This window comes from Rhizobacter sp. SG703 (genome assembly GCF_012275445.1).
GTDB lineage: Bacteria > Pseudomonadota > Gammaproteobacteria > Burkholderiales > Burkholderiaceae_C > Rhizobacter.
In genome coordinates this window covers 305,814-327,306 of the sequence record NZ_JAAZQK010000009.1, presented here as the reverse complement: position 1 = coordinate 327,306, position 21,493 = coordinate 305,814, and the positions used below count along the sequence as shown (strand labels likewise).

The 21,493-nt window shown below is 67.6% G+C and carries 19 protein-coding genes; 5 read left to right on the top strand and 14 right to left on the bottom strand.

Features of this window, described 5'->3' with window-relative positions; genetic code table 11:
* Window positions 1–257: 257 nt before the first annotated feature.
* From FHT26_RS20815 to FHT26_RS20765, 11 genes are all read right to left on the bottom strand, one after another.
* A complete protein-coding gene (locus FHT26_RS20815; protein WP_168561998.1) occupies window positions 258–3,128 on the bottom strand; it encodes a TonB-dependent receptor in 2,871 nt (956 codons plus the stop codon).
* A gap of 388 nt (window positions 3,129–3,516) precedes the next feature.
* Window positions 3,517–5,370, bottom strand: a complete 1,854-nt coding sequence (locus FHT26_RS20810) for an ABC transporter ATP-binding protein (protein ID WP_168561997.1) — start codon at window positions 5,368–5,370, stop codon at window positions 3,517–3,519.
* A 21-nt stretch (window positions 5,371–5,391) separates the two neighbouring features.
* Window positions 5,392–6,861: an ABC transporter permease gene (locus tag FHT26_RS20805; RefSeq protein ID WP_168561996.1), complete on the bottom strand. Its 1,470-nt coding sequence runs from the start codon at window positions 6,859–6,861 to the stop codon at window positions 5,392–5,394.
* Window positions 6,862–6,894: 33 nt separating this feature from the next.
* Window positions 6,895–7,878 carry an ABC transporter permease gene (locus FHT26_RS20800; RefSeq protein WP_168561995.1) on the bottom strand — a complete coding sequence of 328 codons (984 nt, stop codon included), beginning with the start codon at window positions 7,876–7,878 and terminating at the stop codon, window positions 6,895–6,897.
* 3 nt (window positions 7,879–7,881) lie between these two features.
* On the bottom strand, window positions 7,882–10,125 hold the full coding sequence (locus tag FHT26_RS20795) for an ABC transporter substrate-binding protein (protein WP_168561994.1): 2,244 nt from the start codon (window positions 10,123–10,125) through the stop codon (window positions 7,882–7,884).
* A gap of 215 nt (window positions 10,126–10,340) precedes the next feature.
* Window positions 10,341–11,294: an LD-carboxypeptidase gene (locus FHT26_RS20790; protein WP_490362803.1), complete on the bottom strand. Its 954-nt coding sequence runs from the start codon at window positions 11,292–11,294 to the stop codon at window positions 10,341–10,343.
* The gene (tadA, locus tag FHT26_RS20785) at window positions 11,239–11,838 is read right to left on the bottom strand and encodes a tRNA adenosine(34) deaminase TadA (RefSeq protein WP_168561993.1); all 600 of its coding nucleotides are present in this window, start codon (window positions 11,836–11,838) and stop codon (window positions 11,239–11,241) included. Before tadA ends, FHT26_RS20790 begins: the two co-directional genes overlap by 56 nt.
* Window positions 11,838–12,098, bottom strand: a complete 261-nt coding sequence (locus tag FHT26_RS20780) for a hypothetical protein (protein WP_210427508.1) — start codon at window positions 12,096–12,098, stop codon at window positions 11,838–11,840. The genes tadA and FHT26_RS20780 overlap by 1 nt, the downstream gene beginning before the upstream one ends.
* Window positions 12,099–12,249: 151 nt before the next feature.
* Window positions 12,250–12,888 carry a 2'-5' RNA ligase family protein gene (locus FHT26_RS20775; protein ID WP_168561992.1) on the bottom strand — a complete coding sequence of 213 codons (639 nt, stop codon included), beginning with the start codon at window positions 12,886–12,888 and terminating at the stop codon, window positions 12,250–12,252.
* Window positions 12,889–12,930: 42 nt separating this feature from the next.
* Window positions 12,931–13,371 carry a TA system VapC family ribonuclease toxin gene (locus FHT26_RS20770; protein WP_168561991.1) on the bottom strand — a complete coding sequence of 147 codons (441 nt, stop codon included), beginning with the start codon at window positions 13,369–13,371 and terminating at the stop codon, window positions 12,931–12,933.
* Window positions 13,361–13,606: a DUF2191 domain-containing protein gene (locus FHT26_RS20765; protein ID WP_168561990.1), complete on the bottom strand. Its 246-nt coding sequence runs from the start codon at window positions 13,604–13,606 to the stop codon at window positions 13,361–13,363. The genes FHT26_RS20770 and FHT26_RS20765 overlap by 11 nt, the downstream gene beginning before the upstream one ends.
* Before the next feature lie 102 nt (window positions 13,607–13,708).
* Between FHT26_RS20765 and FHT26_RS20760 the strand changes: the two genes are divergently transcribed.
* Entirely contained in the window at window positions 13,709–14,137 is a 429-nt protein-coding gene (locus FHT26_RS20760; protein ID WP_168561989.1) for a VOC family protein, read from the top strand.
* Window positions 14,138–14,153: 16 nt separating this feature from the next.
* On the opposite strand, the gene FHT26_RS20755 is transcribed toward FHT26_RS20760, so the two are convergent.
* Both FHT26_RS20755 and FHT26_RS20750 read right to left on the bottom strand, forming a co-directional pair.
* Window positions 14,154–15,110, bottom strand: a complete 957-nt coding sequence (locus FHT26_RS20755; RefSeq protein ID WP_168561988.1) for an NPP1 family protein — start codon at window positions 15,108–15,110, stop codon at window positions 14,154–14,156.
* A 61-nt stretch (window positions 15,111–15,171) separates the two neighbouring features.
* Window positions 15,172–15,351, bottom strand: coding sequence for a hypothetical protein (locus tag FHT26_RS20750; protein WP_168561987.1), 180 nt, complete (start codon window positions 15,349–15,351; stop codon window positions 15,172–15,174).
* Window positions 15,352–15,452: 101 nt separating this feature from the next.
* Between FHT26_RS20750 and FHT26_RS20745 the strand changes: the two genes are divergently transcribed.
* Genes FHT26_RS20745 through FHT26_RS20730 form a run of 4 tightly spaced genes read left to right on the top strand, consistent with a single transcriptional unit; the run spans window position 15,453 to window position 21,047 of the window.
* Window positions 15,453–17,906 carry an ATP-binding protein gene (locus tag FHT26_RS20745; RefSeq protein ID WP_168561986.1) on the top strand — a complete coding sequence of 818 codons (2,454 nt, stop codon included), beginning with the start codon at window positions 15,453–15,455 and terminating at the stop codon, window positions 17,904–17,906.
* A 14-nt stretch (window positions 17,907–17,920) separates the two neighbouring features.
* The gene (locus FHT26_RS20740; protein WP_168561985.1) at window positions 17,921–19,231 is read left to right on the top strand and encodes a M20/M25/M40 family metallo-hydrolase; all 1,311 of its coding nucleotides are present in this window, start codon (window positions 17,921–17,923) and stop codon (window positions 19,229–19,231) included.
* A 53-nt stretch (window positions 19,232–19,284) separates the two neighbouring features.
* Window positions 19,285–20,238 carry a bifunctional helix-turn-helix transcriptional regulator/GNAT family N-acetyltransferase gene (locus FHT26_RS20735; RefSeq protein WP_168561984.1) on the top strand — a complete coding sequence of 318 codons (954 nt, stop codon included), beginning with the start codon at window positions 19,285–19,287 and terminating at the stop codon, window positions 20,236–20,238.
* Window positions 20,235–21,047, top strand: a complete 813-nt coding sequence (locus FHT26_RS20730; RefSeq protein ID WP_168561983.1) for an SDR family NAD(P)-dependent oxidoreductase — start codon at window positions 20,235–20,237, stop codon at window positions 21,045–21,047. The genes FHT26_RS20735 and FHT26_RS20730 overlap by 4 nt, the downstream gene beginning before the upstream one ends.
* Before the next feature lie 5 nt (window positions 21,048–21,052).
* Here the strand turns inward: FHT26_RS20730 and FHT26_RS20725 are convergent, their stop codons facing one another.
* Complete coding sequence (locus tag FHT26_RS20725; RefSeq protein WP_168561982.1) at window positions 21,053–21,463, bottom strand: nuclear transport factor 2 family protein; 411 nt, start codon at window positions 21,461–21,463, stop codon at window positions 21,053–21,055.
* Between the last annotated feature and the right edge of the window lie 30 nt (window positions 21,464–21,493).

The window sequence follows — 21,493 nt, the reverse complement described above, 5'->3', positions numbered from 1 at the left end:
GGCCAGCCCGGTCAGCAGCGCATAAACAATCGCCGCGTGAAACAAAATGACAAAGCCGATCCCGACGACATGCCGCCGGGGATCGCGTTGTCGCTTGGAAAAGTCCATACGCTGGGATCTCCAGTGTGGAAACGCAAACGTTCGAGGTTAACAAAAATGCCCGCCGGCTTGTGGCCTGCGGGCAATGGGGAAGAGACCCTCGTGCGAGGGTCTCTGTCAGTCGAGGACTTCGTCTATCGGATCAACCGGTGGGTCGATCAGAAGGCGTACGCGGCACGCACGTACACGAAGCGACCGCGCGGGTCGGCGTACTGCGGGTCGTAGCCCGACTGGAACGAGAAGCTCTGGTTGGTGTACGGGGGATCCGAATCCAGCAGGTTCTTCGCGCCCAGCGTCAGGCGCAGGCCCTTGATGCCCGACCAGGTGACTTGCGCGTCATAGATCTCGTACGGGCTCACGCGGCGCGGCAGCGGAATGTCTTCGCCGGTCTGCGGATCCTGGGTCGTTCCGGGAACGTCGTGATAACCACTCTGCCAGTTCAGGCCGAAGGTCACATCCCACGGACCATTTGCCCAATTCACGAACTGGTAGGTCTTCAAGCGCGGGATCACACCACCGGTCGTCGCATTCTCCAGGTTGCCGACGTTCGGCGAGAACGTGCCGTCCGGGTTCTGCGTGTCGTACTTGATGAAGTACGTGCCGCTGAAGCCGAGCGTGAAGCGGCCGAACCCTGCAGTAGGCAGGCGCCACTTCAGGTCGATGTCCACGCCCGCCAGCTTGGTCTCGCCGGTGTTCAGGTTGGTCTGGTCGATGTTGATGATCGGACCCGGAATGGTCGGGAATGCCGGATCGACCGGACCGCGGGTAACGTAACTGCCGTACTTGGCCAAGTTGCCCAGAATGACCGCTTGCGGCAGGCCGTTGGAGATCGTGTCCTTTACATTGATGTGGAAGTAGTCCAGGCCGGCCGAGAAGTTCTTCGTCGGCTCGAGCACGATGCCGGTCGTGAAGTTGGTCGACTTCTCGGAAGACAGCGTCGTCTTGCCGCCGTTGGTGGTCGGGAACTGCGTCTCGCAATCCTTGATGCCATCGCCGGTCGTGGGGCAACGTGCCGGGTCGGTCAGGCCGGTCTGGGAAACACCCGTGGTTGCGGGCGAGTACAGGTCGGCCAGGCTGGGCGCGCGGAAGCCCTTGCTGACCGAGCCGCGCCACAGGAACTGGCTGCTCGGCTGCCAGCGCAGGCTCAGCTTCGGCGTCGTCGAGTTACCCGAGCCTTCGTACTTGTCGTAGCGGACGGCCGCATCGGCTTCCAAGGTCTTCAAGATCGGCAGCACGAGCTCACCGAACACCGAGGTCACGTTGCGCGACTTGTCGACTGCGCCGAGGTTGCCGCCGTAGCCGGAGATGTCGCCTTGCGCGATTTCCAGGCTCGGGTCGAACTTGTACTTCTCCTTGCGGAACTCCGCGCCCACGGCGACCGACACCGCACCGGCATCGAGTTGCGCGACTTCACGAGAAGCGTGGCCGCTCAGGCTTTGCAGGGTCGACGTGACCTTGTAGGCATCGCCAGTGAAGTTGGAAGCGCGAATCGCTGCCAGCGTGTCGGCCGTGTTGTCGCCGAAGAAGTTCACGGTACCGCTATTCAACAACGGAAGAATCTTCGAGTAGATCGGGTAACCGTCGTTGACTTGTTCACGCACCTTGCTCTGGCTGTGCAACGCGGCGACATCGAAGTCCCAGCCAGCAGCCGAACCCTTGACACCGAAGGTCAGACGCGGCGCCTCGGCAATGTCGGTCAGGTCGCGATTGCCGCTCAGGGCCGCACGATAGCGAACTCGCAGCACCGGCAAGTTGGCGTCAGCGACTGTGCCGTTGATCTTGCTGCGCACCCATGCCGCCGGGTAGTAGGGATTAAGAGCGCCATTCAGCATCGGGCTCAGCAGGACCGTTGCCGACGGGAAAGTCGTGAGATTCGGGTCGTTGTACGGCGCTTGGTTGGCCAGCGGATTGTTCGCCGGAATGGTGAACTGGTCCGACAGCGGCACCGGCTGGATGACGGTGTTCGTCTTGTTCTTGTTGAACGACGCTTCGACGAAGCCCTCGATGCTGTCGCTCAGTTGGAACTTGGCCGAACCGAAGATGCTGGTGCGCTCGGATTCAGGCAGCAGGGCCACCATCGATGCCGGGTCAAAGCGGCAGGCACCAGGACCGAAGATCGGGTCGATCGACGAATACGGCGGCACGCAGCCCTGTGCATTGGTCGGGTTGCCGGAGACGGTATAGGTCGATCCGGGAACCGAAGACACGTTCGCCGGGAAGGTGTTGCCCGAGGTCGTGGTCACCTGGTTGGCCACGTTGTACGAGTGACTCGCGAAGTCGCGATCGCGCCCGTACAGCGCCGATTCCTTCTGGAACGAGCCGACCAGCATCACGTTGTAGCGGTCGGTCGACAGGTTGCCCTTGCCCCAGCTGATGCTGGCGCGCTTCGAGTTGGCGGCGCTGCCACGGGTCGGCGTGCCGTATTCGGCGGCGATTTCCGTGCCTTCGAAATCGCGCTTCAGGATGAAGTTGATCACCCCGGCGATCGCGTCGGAGCCGTAGACGGCGGAGGCGCCGTCCTTCAGCACTTCGACGCGCTCGATCGCCGACAGCGGGATGCTGTTCACGTCGACCGACACCGAGTCGTTCGTGAAGCCGATGCCGTACGGCGCAATGCGGCGGCCGTTCAACAGCACCAGCGTGCGCGTCGACGACAGGCCGCGCAGCGAGGTCGACGAGATGCCGCCGGTGGTGGCGCCGGAACCCGACGAGGCCGTCAGGCCGCCCGAGCTGCTCACCGCGCTGACGGTCTGCAGCAGCTGCTCGACCGTGGTGGCGCCGGTGCGGGCGATGTCTTCGCGCGTCAGCACCTGGACCGGCAGTGCCGTTTCGGCATCGATCCGCTTGATCGACGAACCGGTGATCTCGACCTTTTCCATCTGCTGTTGTGCGAGAGCGGGCAGCGAGCCAAGTGCGAGGCTGCCGCCGAATGCCAACATCAGGCCGGTGCAGACCTTCGTTCTTCTAAACATGTGATCTCCTAAAACACTGAAAGGTTGATCGATAAACCCACTCTCACAGCAAGTCATGTGCCGGCTTCATGAACCTGCCATGACCTGTCTGCTAAGACATGTAAAAGAATTGTCACTGAAGGGATAAGTGGTCCCTTTAGGGTATTCCTTGATCGCTTCAGAAGGCTCGCGCGTGCAGCCGACGCGCAGGCTCGTCGCGCACCAGGGCGCTTGTCAGAAAAGCCAGTATCCATGCGGGTTTGCGGCCGGTGCGTCGCGCATCGCGCGCTCATGCGGTGACACACTTCGACGCGTCCCTGGGCGCACGTCCCTAGCTTCGAAACGCGCAGTCGTTGGCCCTGTGCAACAGCCTCCGGCCGTCGATGAACGTGGCTCCGCCCGGCCCGCTGAAAGCGGGCTCTTTCCCATCGATGGCGCGATGCCGTCGATGTGCGTCGGCGTTGGATCAGGCGCCGAGTTCGGCCCTGATCCGGGGCACCGCCGCGAGCAAGGTGCGCGTGTAGCTCGATTGCGGTGAGGCGAGCACCGATTCGGTGGTGCCCGCTTCCTCGATGCGCCCCTTCTGCATCACCGCGACGTGGTCGGCGATGTACTCGACGACACCGATGTTGTGGGTGATGAAAAGGTACGACACACCGAGCTCGCGCTGCAGCTCGCGCAGCAGGTTCAGGATCTGCGCCTGCACCGACACGTCGAGGGCCGAGGTCGGCTCGTCGCAGACGATCAGCTTCGGGTTGACCGCCAGCGCCCGCGCGATCGCGATGCGCTGGCGCTGGCCGCCGGAGAACTCGTGCGGGTAGCGCTGCAGCGCATCGCGCCGCAGGCCGACCTGGTCGACCAGCTTCTCGAGCAGCTCGCGCCGCGCGGTCAGGTCGAGTTCGGGGCGCAGCGCGAGCAGGCCCTCTTCGAGCACATCGAACACCCGCATGCGCGGATTCAGCGATGCGAACGGGTCCTGGAAAATGATCTGCACCGCACGCCGCGCATCGCGCAGCGCGTCGCCCTGCAGCGTGAACAGGTCGCGGCCCTGGAACACCGCCTGCCCGTCGATCACCGCCTGGTGGCGCAGCAGCTGCACGATGGCCTTGCCGGTCGTCGTCTTGCCACAGCCGGACTCGCCGACCAGCGCCAGCGTCTCGCCGGGACGGATCGCGAACGAAATGCCGTCGACCGCATTGAAATGCCCGTGCGCACGCTGCAGCAGGCCCCGGCGGATCGGGAAGCGCACCGCCAGCTGCTTCACATCCAGCAGCAGCGGCTGGTCTAGACCAGTCTCGGTGCGCTTTTCAGTCAGCGCGACGATCGCCTCGCCCTGGATCGGGGCGGCATCGGCCGGCATCGCACCATCGCGATACAGAATGCAGCGCACGTTGCGCCGCGCACCGAGGTCGATCAGCTCGGGAATGGTCGTGTGGCACTCGGGCATCACCCGGTCGCAGCGCGGCGCGAAGCGGCAGCCGGTGAACTCCTGCCACAGCGGCGGCACGGTGCCGGGGATCGCCGCGAGCCGGCCGCCGCGCTTGTCGGCATCGGGCAGCGCGCGCAGCAGCAGCTTCGCGTACGGGTGCTTCGGCGCGCGGAAGAACTCGTCGCTGGCGGCTTCCTCGATGATCTGCCCGGCGTACATCAGCGCGACGCGGTGGGCCATGCCGGCCACCACCGCGAGGTCGTGCGTGATCAGCAGCAGGCCCATGCCCTGCTCGCTCTGCAGGCGCTTCAGCAGGTCGAGGATCTGCGCCTGGATCGTCACGTCGAGCGCAGTGGTCGGCTCGTCGGCGATCAGGAAATCGGGCTCGGCCGCCAGCGTCATCGCGATCATCACGCGCTGCTTCTGGCCGCCGCTCAGGCGGAACGGGTATTCGTCGATGCGGCGCTCGGGCTCGGGGATGCCGACCTTGCCGAGCCATTCGATGGCCTTGGCGCGCGCCGCGGCGCCGCGCAGTTCGGTGTGTGCCTCGATCGCCTCGACGATCTGCTCGCCGACGCGCTTGACCGGGTTCAGGCTGGTCGACGGCTCCTGGAAGATCATGCCGATCTTGCCGCCGCGCACGCTGCGCATGCGCGACTCGGGCAGCGCGAACACGTCTTCGCCTTCGACGTGCAGCGACCCTTCGGTCACGCGGCCGTTGTCGGGCAGCAGGCGCATCAGCGCGAGCGCCGTCATGCTCTTGCCGCAGCCGGACTCGCCGACCAGCGCGAAGGTCTCGCCGCGCGCGATGGTCAGGCGCAGCCCGTCGATGGCCTTCACCAGGCCGGCCTCGGCGTCGAGCGCCACCTTCAGATCATGGACTTGCAACATGGTGGGTGGATTCGCGACGGCTCAACGGGAGGAACGGTCCACGCGGGCCAGGCGGCCCAGCGGGTTGCGGCGCGGGCGGAAGCTGCGCGCACGCGGATCGAAGGCGTCGCGCACGCCGTCGGCGAACAGGTTGGCCGCCAGCACCAGCGCGACCATGAAGCTGAACGCCGCGGCGAACGACCACCACACCACCGGGTCGCGCGACATCTCGTTGCGCGCCAGGTTGATCATGCCGCCGAAGCTGTTCATCGACGGATCGACGCCGACGCCGACGTACGACAGCACCGCTTCGTAGAGGATCAGCGCCGAGAAGTCGAGCACCGTCGTGATGATGATCAGGTGCACGACGTTCGGGAAGATGTGGCGCACCATGATGCGCCACGAGCTGACGCCGAACGCGGTGGCGGCCTGCACGTAGTCGAGCTCGCGCAGCTTCATCGTCTCGGCGCGCAGCAGCCTGCACAGCGTGGCCCAGCCGGTCAGCCCGAGGATCACGCACAGCAGGAACAGCCGCACGTCGGCGCGCTCGGCGCCGGTCTCGAACAGGTCCGGGTGGGTGTCGATGAAGACCTGCATCATCAGCACGCAGGCGGCGATCAGCAGCACGTTGGGCACCGACGACAGCGTGGTGTAGAGGTACTGGATGACCTCGTCGATCCAGCCCTTGAAATAGCCGGCCAGGATGCCGAGCGCGACCGCGAGCGGGAGCGTCGCCACCGTCGACAGGCTGCCGATCACGAACGCGGTGCGGATGCTCTTGAAGGCCTGGTACAGCACATCGTTGCCGGTGCGGTCGGTGCCGAACACGTGGTACTGCGTCGCGAGCGCGAACACCGGCCCGAAGACCGCGCACAGCGCGAGCACGGTGATCAGCCCGGCGCGCAGCGGCAGGTCGGTGTGGTTGTGCAGCAGCTGGTGCCAGGCCTGGCGCCAGGTCCAGCCGTTGACGCGCGCCACCACCGTGGCCACCGCCGACACGATGGCCAGCCCGACCAGCAGGCCGGCCGCCAGCCCGAGCAGCGCACGCGTTGCCACGTCGCCGGCCCATTCGGCCGCGTCGTCCTTCAGGTGCGCGCCGCCATGGTCGAGCCGCGGGAAGATGCGCTCGGTGCGGCCGTTGACCTCGCGCGAATCCTTCGTGAAGGCGCGCGTCGCGAGCGGTGCCGAGTAGGTGGTCTCGCGGCCGTCGACCTGGGTCGCGAGGATCACGTCGAGCAGCGATTCGGTGCGCGTGCCGTAGGCCTGCGCCTGCTGCGCGCCGGCGCCCGCGGCGTTCTGCAGCGCGCGCCGGAAGTGCACGCTGTCGACCACCGCGACGCCGAGGAACACCAGCAGGATCACCGCCGAGCACATCGCCGGCGGATCGCGGAACACCTTCAGCCACGACGCACGCAGGTTCGGGCTGCGGTGGATGCGCCAGCCGTACACCAGCAAGGCCGCCACGAGCAGCATCACCACCACGTCCGACCACAGGAAAACAATCTTCGGCATGAGTTCAGTCCCGGTGCGCGCGTCGGCGGCTTCTTAGCTCAGGCGGACCCGGGGGTCGACCCAGGTGTACGCGATGTCGATGAGGATGTAGGTGCCGATGTACAGCAGCGAGCCGATGAAGACGATGGAGCGCAGGATCGCGAAATCCTGGCCCGAGATCGCATCGATCACGTAGGCACCGAGGCCCGGGATGCCGAAGAAGCTCTCGAACACCAGGCTGCCGAGGAACACGTAGGGCAGGTAGCTGCCGGCGCTGGTGATGATCGGGATCAGCGCGTTCGGCAGCACGTGGCGGAACAGCACGCGCGGCTCGCTCAGGCCCTTGGCGCGGGCGGTGCGTACGTAGTCGCGGCCGATCTCCTCGAGGAACATCGCGCGGTACAGCCGCCCTTCCCCGCCGAGGCGCGACAGCAGCGACAGGATCACCGGCAGGATCAGGAAGCGCACCGCGTCGAGCCCCGGTGCGAAGCCCGAGATCGGCACCAGCCGGAACATGCGCGAGAACAGGAACTGCCCGACGATGATGTAGAACAGGCTGCTGATGGACAGCATCAGCACGCAGGCGACCACGCCCCAGAAGTCGATGCGCGAGTTCTTGAAGAACACCAGCAGCAGCGCGAAGCCGACGCTCGCGACGATCTGCAGCAGGAACAGCGGCACCGCGAGCTGCAGGCTGACCCACATGCGGGTGCGGATCTCGTGGCCGATGTCGGTCGCGCTGCGCGCGTCCGAGCGGCCGAACTTCAGCGCCAGCAGCGAGACCGAGCGGTCCCAGAACACCGTGTCGGTGATGCGCTCGACGCCGCTGGCCTTGTCGTTGACGTACAGCGGCTTGTCGTAGCCGCGCTCGGTCTTCCACTTCTCGATCTGCTCCTGCGTGACGCGCTTGCCGCCGATGTTCAGGCGCGCCATGTCGTCGGGCGTGTTGACGGTGAAGAACAGCAGGAAGGTGAACAGGTTGACCCCGAGCAGGATCAGGAAGCCGTAGAAGCCACGGCGGAGCACGTAATTCAGCATCGGTCAGGCTTTCGCGGGACGGGTGGCGACGCCGGCCAGGGCGTTGGCGCGTTCGCGCGCGACGAAGCCGCGCCGCGCGATCCAGGCGAGCAGCGCGAGCGCCGCCGCGATCAGCAGCAGCGGCCAGTACACCGGGTGGTTCCACTCGGCCTGCTTGACGGCGCGCAGCGCCGGGTCGAGCCGGTGGTAGCGCACCATGTCGCGGATCATGATGGTCGGCTTGCCGTTGGTGACCCACTGCTGGTAGGCGCCGGCCGCATAGGGGTAGTAGCCGAACGACCACACCGCGTCCTTGCGCACGATGTCGACCATCTCGTCGATCACCTTCTGCTTCTGCGGGCCGTCTTCGAGCAGCTGCAGCTGCTTGTAGCGCTTGTCGTACTCGGGGTTGTCGTAGTTGGCGATGTTCTCGCCCTCGTGCCGGCTCTTCGAGTTCGGCCCGTACAGCAGGAACAGGAAGTTCTCGGCATCGGGGTAGTCGGCGAGCCATCCGGCCCAGAAGATCTGGTGCTTGCCCTTCAGCGTCTTGTCCTGGTACTGGTTGAAGTCGGTCGCGCGGATCTCGAGCTGCACGCCGATCTTCGCGAACTGCTTGACCATCCAGTCGAGCTCGGCGCGGAATTCCGGCGTGATCGCGCGCTGGAAGTCGTAGTTCAGCACCAGCGGGCGGCCGGTCTTCGCATCGCGGCCATCGGGGTAGCCGGCCTCGGCCAGCAGCTGCTTGGCCTCGTCGATCGAGCGGCGCACCACCTTGCCGTCGACCATCTTGTGGGTGATCGGGTTGTAGCCCTCGGGCGTGCCGTGGCGCGAGCCGAACAGGCCGGCCGGCACCGGGCCGTGCGCGGCGACGCCACCCTTCTGGATGAAGATGCGGCCGTAGCCCTCTTCCCAGTCGATCGCGATCGAGACGGCCTGGCGCAGCTTGCGGTGGCGCTCGTCTTCTTCGGCCGTCGCACCCTTGCCGACCACCGGGTCGAGCATGTTGAAGCCGAGGTACCAGATCGAGATGTCGACCGTCTGCGGGAACTGGAAGCCGCGCTCTTCGTAGCGCTTCCGGACCTCGTCGGAGTCATTCGCATCGGCCAGGAAATCGGGGCCCCAGTCGACGCGCTCGACCTCGGGTTCATCGAGGTAGCCCTGCACGAACTTGGCCTTGTACGGCACCTTCTCCTTCTCGCTGTTGAAGACCAGCTTGTCGATGAAGGGCATCGGCTTGCCGCAGTCCTTCAGCAGCCCGGCGGCCTTGTCCTCGGGCTCGCCTTCGCAGGGGTAGAGGTCTTCGCGGTAGTTCGGGTTGCGGCTCAGCACGTGCAGGCGGTCCTGCACGTACTCGGTCAGCATGTACGCGCCGGTGCCGACCGGCCAGCGCGTCAGCGCGAGGCCGTTCTTCGCCATGCCCGGCTGCGCGTAGAACTTGTCGGCTTCCCACGGCACCGGCGCCAGGAAGGTCATCGCCATCCAGTACTTCCACTGCGGGTACTTGCCGCGGATGCGGATGCGCAGCGTGTGGTCGTCGAGAGCGCTCGCGCCGGCCAGCGGCCACTTGCGGAAATCGAGGAAGGGCTTGTCCAGCGAGGCCGGGTCGAGCCCCTGGCGCAGCTTGGCGTCCTCGGCCTTGATCTGCGCGCCGTACTCCTTCAGGCCGATCACGTATTCCGAGAAGATGCCGTAGATCGGTGCCTCGATGCGCGGCGTCGCGTGGCGCTTCAGCGCGTAGACGAAGTCGTCGGCGACCAGCTCGCGGGTGCCGGTCTTCGCGAAGTCCCACGGCGAGCGCTTGCCTTCGGTGTCGGCCGGCTTCAGGTCGTGGTACAGGTACTCGCCGCGCTCGTTCTTCGCGAAGGCCGGGTGCGGCGCGTACAGCACGCCGCGCTTGATCTTCACGTCGTAGATGCTCTCGGCGACCAGCTCGCCGGGCGCGTCGTCGGCCAGCGGCTGGCCGTTCTTGTCGAGGTAGTGCGGGTGCGCGATCTCGGCGGCCGTCTTCGGGATCAGCTCGAACGGCCGCTTCAGGTAGTGGTAGGCGTACAGCGGGTCATAGACCTGGTACGTGATCGGCGTTTCGTTGTTGGCGTACGAGGCGGTCGGGTCGAGGTAGCGCGGCGAGCGCTCCTGGTACGCGGTGAACATCGTGTTCGTCAGCGCGGCACCCTTGGGCTGCGGGCTGTTGTCGCAGCCGGCCAGCACGGCGCAGGTGGCGAGCAGGGCTGCCAGCCCACGGCCCAGCCACGATCCAGATCCCCGCATCCCGCGCACTCCTTCGACAGCAGACAAGCGGCGCGTGCGGGTAAGCACGGGCCGGACAAAAAACAAGAGCCTCACACAACCCGGCTTGTGGCCAGGTCGCCGCGAGGCAGTCGGCAATGATAAAGCCCGGCGAGCAGCCGGTTTGCCAGGGGTTTCCACAGGCATTCCCCGCGCAAGGCCGCAGGGCATTCGGTGCTAGCAAGAAACTTGCCGGATCACCACCCGATGAGGACGTTGCGGCCGTCGACCAGCAGGGTGACCTTGCGACCGACCGGGAGTGTCAGCTTGGTCGGCACGTGGCCGAACGGCAAACCGGTCAGGATCGGGACTTTCGTCACGCTTCGCAGGTGCTCGACCATGCTCTTCAGCGTGTACCCGCGGTCCAGCGGCGATTTGCGGAACTCGGTGAATGCACCGAGAACAACCGCTTTCTGGGCGCCGAGCACGCCGGCCTGGTGCAGCTGCAGCAGGCTGCGCTCGATCCTGTACGGGTGCTCGTTGACGTCCTCGACGAACAGGATGCCGCCCTTGACCTTCGGGAAATGCGGCGTGCCCAGCAGCGCGTTCAGCACGCACAGGTTGCCGCCCCACAGCGTGCCTTTCAGCTCCAGCCCGTCGAAGCCGGCTTCGGTGCGGAAGCCGACGGCCTCCAGTTCGCCGGTCATCGCTTCGGAAAAGCAGTCGGGCGTCACCTCGTCGAGCACCTCGGCGCCGAAGTCGCCGCAGGCCATCGGGCCGGCCCAGCTGGCAGCCTTGGCGTGCGCCAGCAGGCCGAGCTGCAGCGCCGTCATGTCGCTGTACCCGACCCAGCGGGTGCCGTGCTCGACGCTGTGCGCAAGCAGCTTCCAGTCGATGCGGTCGAGCAGCCGCGTGAGGCCGTAGCCGCCGCGGGCCGCCATCGCGATCGACGGCGCCTGGCCGGCCACGCGGTGCAGCGCGGCCAGGCGCAGGTCGTCGTCGCCGGCGAAGCGCTGGTGCTTCGCGAGCGCCGATTCGTCGACGCTCACCTCGAAGCCGAGCGCCGTCAGCCGCTTGACCGCGCGGCGCAGCGGTGCCGCGCTCGCGACCACGCCGGCCGGCGACAGGATCGTCAGCGAACGCCCGGCCGGCTCATCATCGTGATGGTGATCGTGGTGCGAATGCAGGTGGGAAGGATGGTGCGGGCTCAATCTCGAGTACCTCTCCGGTGGGGATGCCGGACGGCTCGTCAGCCGGCTCGGGGGATGGGATCTGCAGGCCGGCGCGACGCTGCCGGTACAGCTCGCGGCGTTCGGCGAAGAACTCGCGCAGCACGCCGCCGCAGTCGCCGGCCAGCACGCCGCCTTCGATCTGCGTGTGGTGGTTCAGCCGGGCTTCGGCGAACAGGTCGATCACCGACCCGGCCGCGCCGGTCTTCGGGTCGCGCGCACCGAACACCACGCGCTTGAAGCGCGCATGCATCAAGGCCATCGCGCACATCGCGCAGGGCTCCAGCGTCACGTACAGCTCGCACTCGGGCAGGCGGTAGTTGGCGAGCAGCGTCGCGGCATGGCGCAACGCGACGATCTCGGCATGCGCGGTCGGGTCGTGCTCGGTGATCGGGCGGTTGTAGCCGGTGGCGATGACCTGGCCGGCGCGCATGATGACCGCGCCCACCGGCACCTCGCCGACCAGCCACGCATTGCGGGCCTGGTCGAGCGCGATGCGCATCGCGTGTTCGTCGGCGGCCGACATCACTTGCCGGCGTCGTCCTGCCGGGCAGCGCCTTGCGCGGCGCCCTGCTCCAGCGCCTTGGCGACGTCGCTGCGAACCTTCTGCTGCAGCTGCTGCGATTGCTCGCGCGCCGTGCCGCTTGCGGCGGCGCCGCCCTGCGACACGCTGCCGTCGGCGGCCACCACCGGCACCTTGCCGACGGCCTTCAACTGCTTGTTGATCACGATGCCGATGATCGCCAGCGCGATCAGCAGCGACACGAATCCGAAGGTGGCTTTCATCTGTCATCCCCGCCCGATGCCAGTCCGGGCCTGCGGGCCGCAGGGTAGCCGGGTTCGGGGCGGTCGGCATCGTACCTCAGCGTGCGGCGCGTACCGGTGGTCGGGCGGGAACGACGGCCGGATGCCGGGGAACGGCTTCGGGTGACGGCATTCAAGCGAGCGGCCAGGCGCCCAGCGTTTCGTGGCGGCCGAAGCCGACATGGCTGCGGACCAGCACGAACTCGCTCGCGTGCCAGCCGATCGGTTCGATCGGATGCTCGGCGATGCCGTGCTTGCGGTCGTACAGCAGCGTCATGTGCGGCGTGGCGCTGCGCGAGGCTTGCGCGTCGGTGTCGCCCATCGCGAGGTTCAAGCGGCGCCGGAACGCGGCGAGCGCCGGCAGGTTGCCGCTGCTGCGCAGCACGAACGCGCCGCTGCCGGGGAAGCTCATCGCGCGGTCGAAGGCCAGCTCGAAGCCGTCGTGCACCAAGCTCGCGCCGGCGCGCATCGCCGCGTCGAGGTGTGCTTCGTCGTCGACCATCGGGCGCAACGTGACGTGCAGGCGCTCCGGCGTGAGCAGTTTGCCGACAAGGCCGTGCTCGTTGCGCAGGCGGGTTGCCAGCTCGATGACACGCAGGGCAAGCGCAGGTGGAGGCCGCACGGCGAAAAAAAGACCGAGGTGCTGCGCGCCGGCGCCCGCGCGACCAGCCATGACCACCGGCGAGGCCGGCGTCGACGCGGCGGGCAACTCGTCAAATCCCGGCAAGCCAAATTGCTCCGACCCGGCGAGGATCGTCTTGTTCGTTTTCATCTGCGACACATTCGTCCGACGTTCTTGCCATGCACCGGCCAGTCAGGCCGACGCCTCCAGCAGCGTGAAGTGAGCACGGTTGATCGACTTCCTGAAATCCCGATCAAAACTCACGAGGTGCTCGCCAGAGTGCACGACGGCCGCAGCGAGCCAGGCGTCGGGTAGCAGATTGCCGGCGAACTGCTTGTCGAGGCAAAGCCGGCGCAAACGGGGCCACTCCGATCCCAGCTCCATCAATTGCACCCCCGGTACGGCAAGCAGCGCATCGACAAAGTCGACGGCCTGCTCGATCGGCGTCGGAGACCGGAAGATTCTGGGACTGGTCACCAGTCGCAGAAAGCTGGCCACGACCATCGGCATCACCGTCAGCGTGGTCCCGGACGACACCGCGGCGACGGCCTGTTCAAGCCATGGTCGGGCCACGATATGGTGGGGATGGTCGCTGCGGAATGCCGCGACCAGCACGTTCACGTCAGGTGTCATCGCCCAACGCCTCCAGCAGCGATCTGTTGCTGAGCGGGTCGATGCCTGCCACCAGCCCTCCACGCCCCTTGAACACCGGCAGACGCAACTTGCCGCGCGGCGCCGCCCCCTGCCAGGCATTCAGCCGCAGCTTCAGGCCCTCTTCGATGAGGCGAGTCAGCGTGGTTCGCTGGCGAGCAGCGAGCGCCTTCGCGGTAGCCAACAGTTCGTCGTTGATGTCGAGGGTGGTCTTCATTCGAAGATGATACAGATTTCTGTATCCACTCCACCTCGATGAGCGCGGAACTCCGCGCGGCGGTTCAAATCAGACCGGGCCGTCCACCACCGAGGAGTCCCCATGGAAGCCCAGCAACTTCACCGCGGCCGTCTCATCGATCACCTGCAGCTCGTCGTGTCGGATATCGCGGCCAGCAAGCGCTTCTACGAAGCGGTGGCCCGGGTGCTGGAGATCCCGGTGGGCGGCAGCGCCGCGGACTACTTCTGGATCGACGAACTGTTCGTCTCCACCGCCGACAGCCAGGCCGCGCAAGGCCACCTGACCGGCCGCCACCACCTCGCCTTCCAGGCGCGCGACCGCAAGGTGGTGGATGCGTTCTACCGCGCCGGCCTCGAAGCCGGCGGCCGCGACAACGGCAAGCCCGGCGAGCGGCCGTACCACCCGGGCTACTACGCCGCGTTCCTGCTCGACCCGGACGGCAACAACATCGAGGCGGTGTTCCACGGCGAGGCGAAACGCAGCGCCGAATCGGTGGTGGTCACGTTCTGAGGCGCCCAGGCCTCGATCACTCGCTGATCCGCGTATACGTCTGCGGATAATTCGCCTGGAACTCCTTCGCGCGCGTGGCCCACACGTCGTCCCACAGGAACCAGACATTCGCCCAGAACGCATCGCCGCGCGGCGCGGCGTTGTTGACCTGGTTCATGATCTCGCCGTCGTTGCGGGTCTTGAAGCTCGCGCTGCCGAAGTTCGAGTTCTCCAGCGCGATGCGGTAGTTGCGGTTGGCCTGGTAGCGGGTCCACTCGTCGCCGTTCCACTGCGCGACGGCGCTGTAGTGGCTGATGATGTCCGGCGCGTAGAACTCGCCCCAGTTGCCGATGAACTCCACATGCGCATGGTCATCGGCATTGGCGAAGCGGAAGGCGTGCGTGCCGGCGCCGTCCTTGTGGTACACGACCAGCGGGTGGCCCCAGTGGTTCTCCAGCCCGGCCATCGGCCGCGTGGTGTAGTTGCCGTGCGCGCTGACCGACACGTGCGAGATGAAGTCGTCGCCGCCGTTCTTCTTGCCGGTCCAGACGATCACCGTCTCGACGTCGTGCCGGTGGCCGCCCAGGAAGCTCAGGCCGATCGCCTGGTCCTTCTCGAAGTACAGCTCGTACAAATGCGCGCAGCGCTCGATGCGGTCGCCGCCCTCCACCGTCTCGCGGCAGAGCTGGCGATGGATGGTGTTGGCATAGTTGCCCCAGCCGCCGTCGCGGCAGGCGCCCTGCACCGTGCCGGTGGCATTCAGGCCCGGGTTCTGGCTCAGGTTGTTGTTGCGGTTGAACGGCGTCGCCGGGTAGCAGCCGTCGGAATCGAAGTCGAACATCGGGTGGAAGTCGCGGACCTGCTTCTCGTTGTACTTCGTGATGGCGGTGTCCCAGCGCGGCAGTTCGTCGGCGCGGGCCGCGAGCGCGTTCACCGCGATGAGGGCAATGGCAACGACCTTCAGGGTGGCCGCAGAGAAGAAATGGTGCGTCATGGTCGGACACGGAGTGGATGGCCGGCGGACTGTGCGGCCCGCCCATGACGGCGTGTTGACGCTACAAGCGCGCCACGCCATCGATCCAACCTTCGAAGCGGCCATCGACATAGAGCCGCAGGCTGTCGCCATCGGCCTCGGCTTCGCATGGCGCGGCAGCACCCTGGCCGCGATCCATCGTGAAGCGCGATGGTGTCGATCGGCGCGACAGCGTGCGGACAATGATCGTGATGAAATCCATCGGCAGTCTCCCGGGGGTCTGAGGCAATGGGGCGACTGTCCGGCAGGCGCCCTGGCCGCGTCCTTCACCCACCTGAAACCAAGCTGAAACCGCACCAACCCTTGTCGACACCGCTCCACTTCGGCCGCTTCGAACTGCGGCCCGCCGAACGCCTGCTGCTGGACGGCGGCCAACCGGCAGCGCTCGGCGTGCGGGCCCTCGACGTGCTGATCGCGCTGGCGCAGCGGCGCGACCAGGTGGTGGGACAGCACGAGCTGATCGATCTGGCATGGCCCGGCCTGGTGGTCGAGCCGAACAACCTGCAGGTGCAGATCTCGGCGCTGCGCAAGCTGCTGGGGCCGGAAGCGATTGCCACCGTGAAGCGGCGGGGGTACCAATTCACTGCGGCGCCGCGCGAGGCCGACGCCGGGCGCGTCGAGGCTGCGGCCCGGCCCGCCCCCGCGCCGCACCGCCTGCCGGTGATGCGCACCCGCTTCATCGGCCGCGAGCGCGCGTTGGCCGACTGCGCCGGGCTGCTGGAACGGGCGCCGCTGCTGACGCTCACCGGCGCCGGCGGCAGCGGCAAGACCCGGCTGGCGATCGAGCTGGCGCGGCGCCAGGTCGGGGCCGTTGCCGGGGGTCCGTGGTTCGTGGACCTGGCCGCCTTGCAGGACCCGCAGCGCCTGCACGCCGCGGCGGCATCGGCCGCCGGCTCCCCGCAGGCCACGAGCGCCGATCCGGTCGACGCGCTGTGCGCGCACATCGGTAGCGCAAGCGCGCTGATGGTGCTCGACAACTGCGAGCACCTCATCGATGCCGTGGCCCGGCTCGTCGACCGCCTGCTCGCCGCCTGCGCCGGGCTGCGCATCCTCGCCACCAGCCGCGAGGCGCTGGGCTTGCCGGGCGAGCAGATCTTCGCGGTGGGGTCGCTGCAACTGCCAGGTGCGGACGATGCCGATGTGCCGCCGCCATCCGCCTTCGAGGCCGATGCGGTGCGCTTGTTCGTCGACCGCGCGCAACTGGCGAAGCCCGACTTCGTGCTGACCGCGGCCAACGCGCCCGTCGTCGCCGACATCTGCCGGCGGCTCGATGGCCTCGCGCTCGCGATCGAGCTGGCCGCGGCACGCGTGCGCATGTTTGCGGTCGACGAGATCCGCGCGCGGCTGGACGACCGATTCCGCTTCCTCACCGGCAGCTCGCACGCACCGCCGCGCCACCGCACGCTGAGCGCCACGCTGCAGTGGAGCGTCAAGCTGCTGTCGGCGCCGGAAGCGCGGGTCTTCGCGCGGCTCTCGGTGTTCGTCGGCGGCTGCACGCTGGGCGCGGCGGCGGTCGCGGCCGGCATCGACGACGACTACGAGGCGCTGCAGATCCTGACGCAGCTGCACGACAAGTCATTGCTCGCGATGGCGCCCGAGACCCTGCCCGAACCGCGCTTTCGCATGCTCGAGACGGTGCGCCAGTTTGCGCAAGACCTGCTCGACGAAGCCGGTGAAGCGCAGGCGGTGCGGACGCGCTGCCTGGCCCACTTCGTCGCATTTGCCGAGGAGGCCGGCGGGCACCTGCACGGTCCGGGCGAGCACACGTGGCTGCGCCGGCTGAAGGCGGAGCAGGACAACCTGATCGCGGCGCACGACTGGTGCGCCCACCTGCCCGGCGGCGCGCACGCCGGCTGGCGTTTCGTGGCGGCGCTCGGCCGCTACTGGACCTTTGCCGGCCCGCTCGATGCGGGCTACCGCCTGGGCACCATCGCGCTGGCACGAGATGCGCAGGGACTCGACGACGCACTGCGCGGCAAGGCGCTGCTGGCGATGTCGCACATCGCCTACAAGCGCGGCTTCTACGACGAGGCCTTGCGCTGGGCCGACCAGGGCGGCGAGCTCGCCGCATCGGCCGACGACGCCGAGCGCAGCGCGGTGGCCTTGAGCCTGCGCGCCAACGCATGGCATGCGCTCGGGCGCGCCGACGAGGCCTTGTCCGCCTACGAGCAGGCGACCGAACTGCTGCGCTCGCGCGGCGTGCCCGACATCCGCCTGGTGGTCAGCCTGAACAACGTCGCCGAAATCCATCGCGGTGTCGCCCGCCATGCGCAGGCGCAGGCGCTGTACGACGAGGCCATCGCGCTGGCGCAGCGGCTCGAGCTGCCGTCATCGGTGACCGGGCAGCTGCAATGCAACCTGGCGCAGGTGCAGGTCACCACCGGGCAGTTGCAGGCGGCATGCGAGACGCTGCGGGTGCTGTGGCCGCTGGTGCTGCGCGACGGCCTGTCGAAGATGGGACCACGGCTGGCGGAAGCGGCCGCGGGCCTGGCATCGGCGCTGGGGGACCATGCGCAGGCGGCAAGGCTGTTCGGCGTAGCGCTGGCGGGACGGCGCGAGGATGGAGAGCGGGCCGATCCGGTGGACGAGGCGTTCATCGCGCCGCTGATGGCGGCATCGCGCGGGGCGCTGGGGGCGGCGCGGTTCGAGGCCGAGCAGGCTGCGGGTGCGGCGATGACGCCTGGCCAGTCGATCGAAGCATGGGACACACTGGCTGCTTCATTTCCCCACAACGGTCTGCTGACCCCGCCACCATGAACTGGAGACAACCGATGTTCAAACGAGCCATCGCCGGCGCCACCGTCTTCCTTGCGTTGACCGGGACCGCGCACGCGCAGCTGTCGGAAACAGAGCAGCAGATCGTCGCGGCCGTCAGGCAGCGCACGACCGCGGCGCTGGAGCTGCTCGAGAAATCGGTGCGCATCAACAGCGGCACGCTGAATCCCGACGGCGTGCGCGCCGTCGGCGAGATCTTCCGGGCCGAGCTCGACGCGCTGGGCTTCAAGACCCGCTGGATCGACATGCCGCCGGCGATGAAGCGCGCGGGGCACCTGGTCGCGACGCACGAAGGCGGCCAGGGCAAGCGCGTGCTGCTGCTCGGGCACCTGGACACGGTGTTCGAGCAGGGCAGCGCTGTGCCGCTGTGGGAGCGCCGGGGCGACCGGGTGCGCGGCCAGGGCGTGAACGACATGAAGGGCGGCGACGTCATCCTGATCGAGGCACTGCGCGCGCTGCAGGGCGTGGGTGCGCTGGAGCGCGCCAACATCGAGATCATGTTCACCGGCGACGAGGAGCGTGGCGGCAGGCCGCTGCAGACGGCCCGTGCCGACATGGTGGCCATGGGCAAGCGCACCGACTACGCGCTGTCGTTCGAGGGCAGCAACAAGCACGACGGCGTGGACACCGCCAGCATCGCGCGCCGCTCGTCGGGCGGCTGGACCTTGCACGTCAAGGGCAAGGCGGCGCATTCGATGGGCGTGTTCTCGCCGCAATCGGGATACGGCGCGATCTACGAGACGGCGCGCATCCTCAACGCGTTTCGCGAACAGGTGATCGAGCCCAGCCTGACCTTCAACCCAGGCCTCGTCTTCGGCGGCACCACTGTCTCGTATGCCGACGACACGGCGACGGCGAGCGCGTTCGGCAAGTCCAACGTGATCGCGCGCGATGCGCAGGTGCTGAGCGACCTGCGCTACCTGTCGCCCGAGCAGGGCGAACGCGCACGCCAGAAGATGCAGGCCATCGTGTCGTCGGGCAACCTGCCCGGCACCTCGGCGACGATCAGCTTCAGCGAGAGCTACCCGCCGATGCCGCCGACCGAGGCGGGCCGCACGCTGGTGGAGCTCTACTCGAAAGCCAGCGTGGATGCCGGCCTGGGTCGCATCGACGTGCTCGATCCGTCGCTGCGCGGCGCGGGCGACGTGCAATTCGTCGCGCCCTACACCGTCGGCATCGACGGCCTCGGCGCGCAGGGTCGCGGTGCGCACACCGACGACGAAGACCTCGAGATCGCATCGATCGAGCGGGGCGCCATCCGAGCCGCGCTGCTGATCTACCGGCTCACGCAAGCGGCGCCGCGCTGACCTCGGCCGGGCCGGTTGCATGATCCACCCATATGGTTGTATTGTGCAACCATATGAGCAATGTCGTGAATGCGGAACGATCCCTGGTCGAGGAGATTCGAGCCGCCTCGCGCTCGATGGCGCGCGACTGGGGGTTCATGGGCGGCCGATTTGCGGGCATGGACCTGTCACCGTCCGCTGTCCATGCCCTGATCGAGATGGAGAGCGGCGACATCAGTGCGAAGGACCTGAGCCTGCGTCTGCGCCTGGAAAAATCCAGCATCAGCCGCATGCTGCGCAAGCTCGTGGAATCGGGCGACGTTTGCGAAGGGCCCGGCGAACACGACAGCCGGATCAAGTTGCTGTCGCTGACGCCGGCGGGGCGACGGCGCGTGTCGGCCATTCACGCCCACGCGCGCGCCCAGGTCGCCGATGCGCTGAGCCGCCTCAGGCCAGGTCAGCACCGCACCGTTCTCGACGGACTGCAGCTCTACAGCAAGGCGCTGCGAGACGGGCACGGAGCCCGTGCCGGCTCGTCGGCGGTCGAGGTGGTGCCGGGCTACCAGCCGGGGCTCATCGCCAGGATCACCCAGATGCATGCGCTGGCCTGCGCCCGGGACGCTGGCTGCACGCAACGCCTCGAGTCCGCTGTCGCGGCAGGCGCAGCGGAATTCTGCGACCGGCTCGACAGCCCGCAGAACGGCATCTGGACGGCCGTGCAAGGTGGCGACATCGTCGGCTCGGTCGCGATCGACGGTGACGATCCGGGTGCAGCAGTCGCTCACCTGCGCTGGTTCATCGTGGATGACGGCGTCCGGGGCCGCGGCGTGGGGCGCAAGCTGCTGGCCCGCGCGTTGGACTTTGCCGACAAGCGCGGCTTCTCTGAAACACGCGTGAGAACCTGCAGCGGGTCGCCTGCCTCCCGGCATCTCTACGAATCGCACGGATTCATCTTCGTGGAAGAGAGGCCTGGCGCGCCATGGGGCCACGACGTCATCGAGCAGCGTTTCGCGAGGAGGCGACCATGAGTTCGACACCCACCATCGAGGAACTCGCCGGTGCCGCGCCGCAACTTCCCACCGCGGGCCGCCTGAAGGGCCGCGTGTGCCTGGTCACCGGCGCCACCAGCGGCATCGGCCGCGCAACGGCGCTGCGAATGGCCGCAGAAGGCGCCGCCGCCGTCGTCGTGACAGGCCGGAGAGAGGAGCTCGGCCAGTCACTCGCCGCCGAGATCCGCGAGCACGGTGCCGACAGTCTCTGCGTCGTGGCCGATGTGACCCGCGAATGCGACGTGGCCTCGACCATCCGGCAGGCGCAAGCCCGGTTCGGCAGGCTGGACGCGGTGTTCAACAACGCGGGGTACCAGGAGCGCCGGGCGCCGTTGGCGGAGCAAGGCGACGAGGTGTACGCCCGCGTGTTCGACACCAACGTGCGAGCACTTTGTCATGCGATGCGCCATGCCATTTCGGCCATGCTGGCGAGCGGCGGCGGAACGATCGTCAACAACACCAGCGTGAGCGGGATCCGCAATCCCAATGCGGGGCTGTCGCTCTACAGCGCGTCGAAGGCAGCGGCCAACTCGCTCACGCGCTCGGCTGCAATGGAATACGCATCCTCAGGGATCCGGATCAATGCCGTCGCGCCGGGGCGCGTGGTCACGGACATGATGCGTTCGGCCGGCATCGCGGACATGCGCGCGGTCGCGGCAGGCCTGCCGCTGCGCAGGATGGGTCATCCGGAAGAAGTGGCCGCCGCCGTCATCTGGCTGATGTCTGATGAGGCGCTCTATGTCGTGGGCCACGTGCTTGCGACAGACGGCGGATTCCTGGCAGGCTAGGGAACTCAGCGCGGCACGTGGATCAGCGGCTGCAGCGCGATGCCCATCTTCATCGCCTGCAACGGGGCGGTATCCACGTAGACGATCTCCTCCCGGATCCGCCCGGTCTCGAGCGTCATCCTGTCCACGCCGCACCAGGAGACCACCCGCTCGCCGTAGCGGTTCGAGCTTTTCCATTCGATGTGGACGATGTCGCCCCGGCAGGTCCACGACAACAGCTCCCACACGAGGGCGGGCGTGGCCTTGCGTTGCAGCTCGTTCAGCCGCCCCAGCTCGCGGCCGAGGATCACCCGGTCGTAGATCGGCGAATGCAACTCGCCGTCCGGATGCCACAAGGCCAGGAACGCATCCCCATCCTTCGTGGCCCACGCGTGGGCAAATCGCGCCACGAAGTCTTCGGCTTCATCCTGCTGCATCGGCTTCTCCCGTTGGAAGCCGCGGATGAT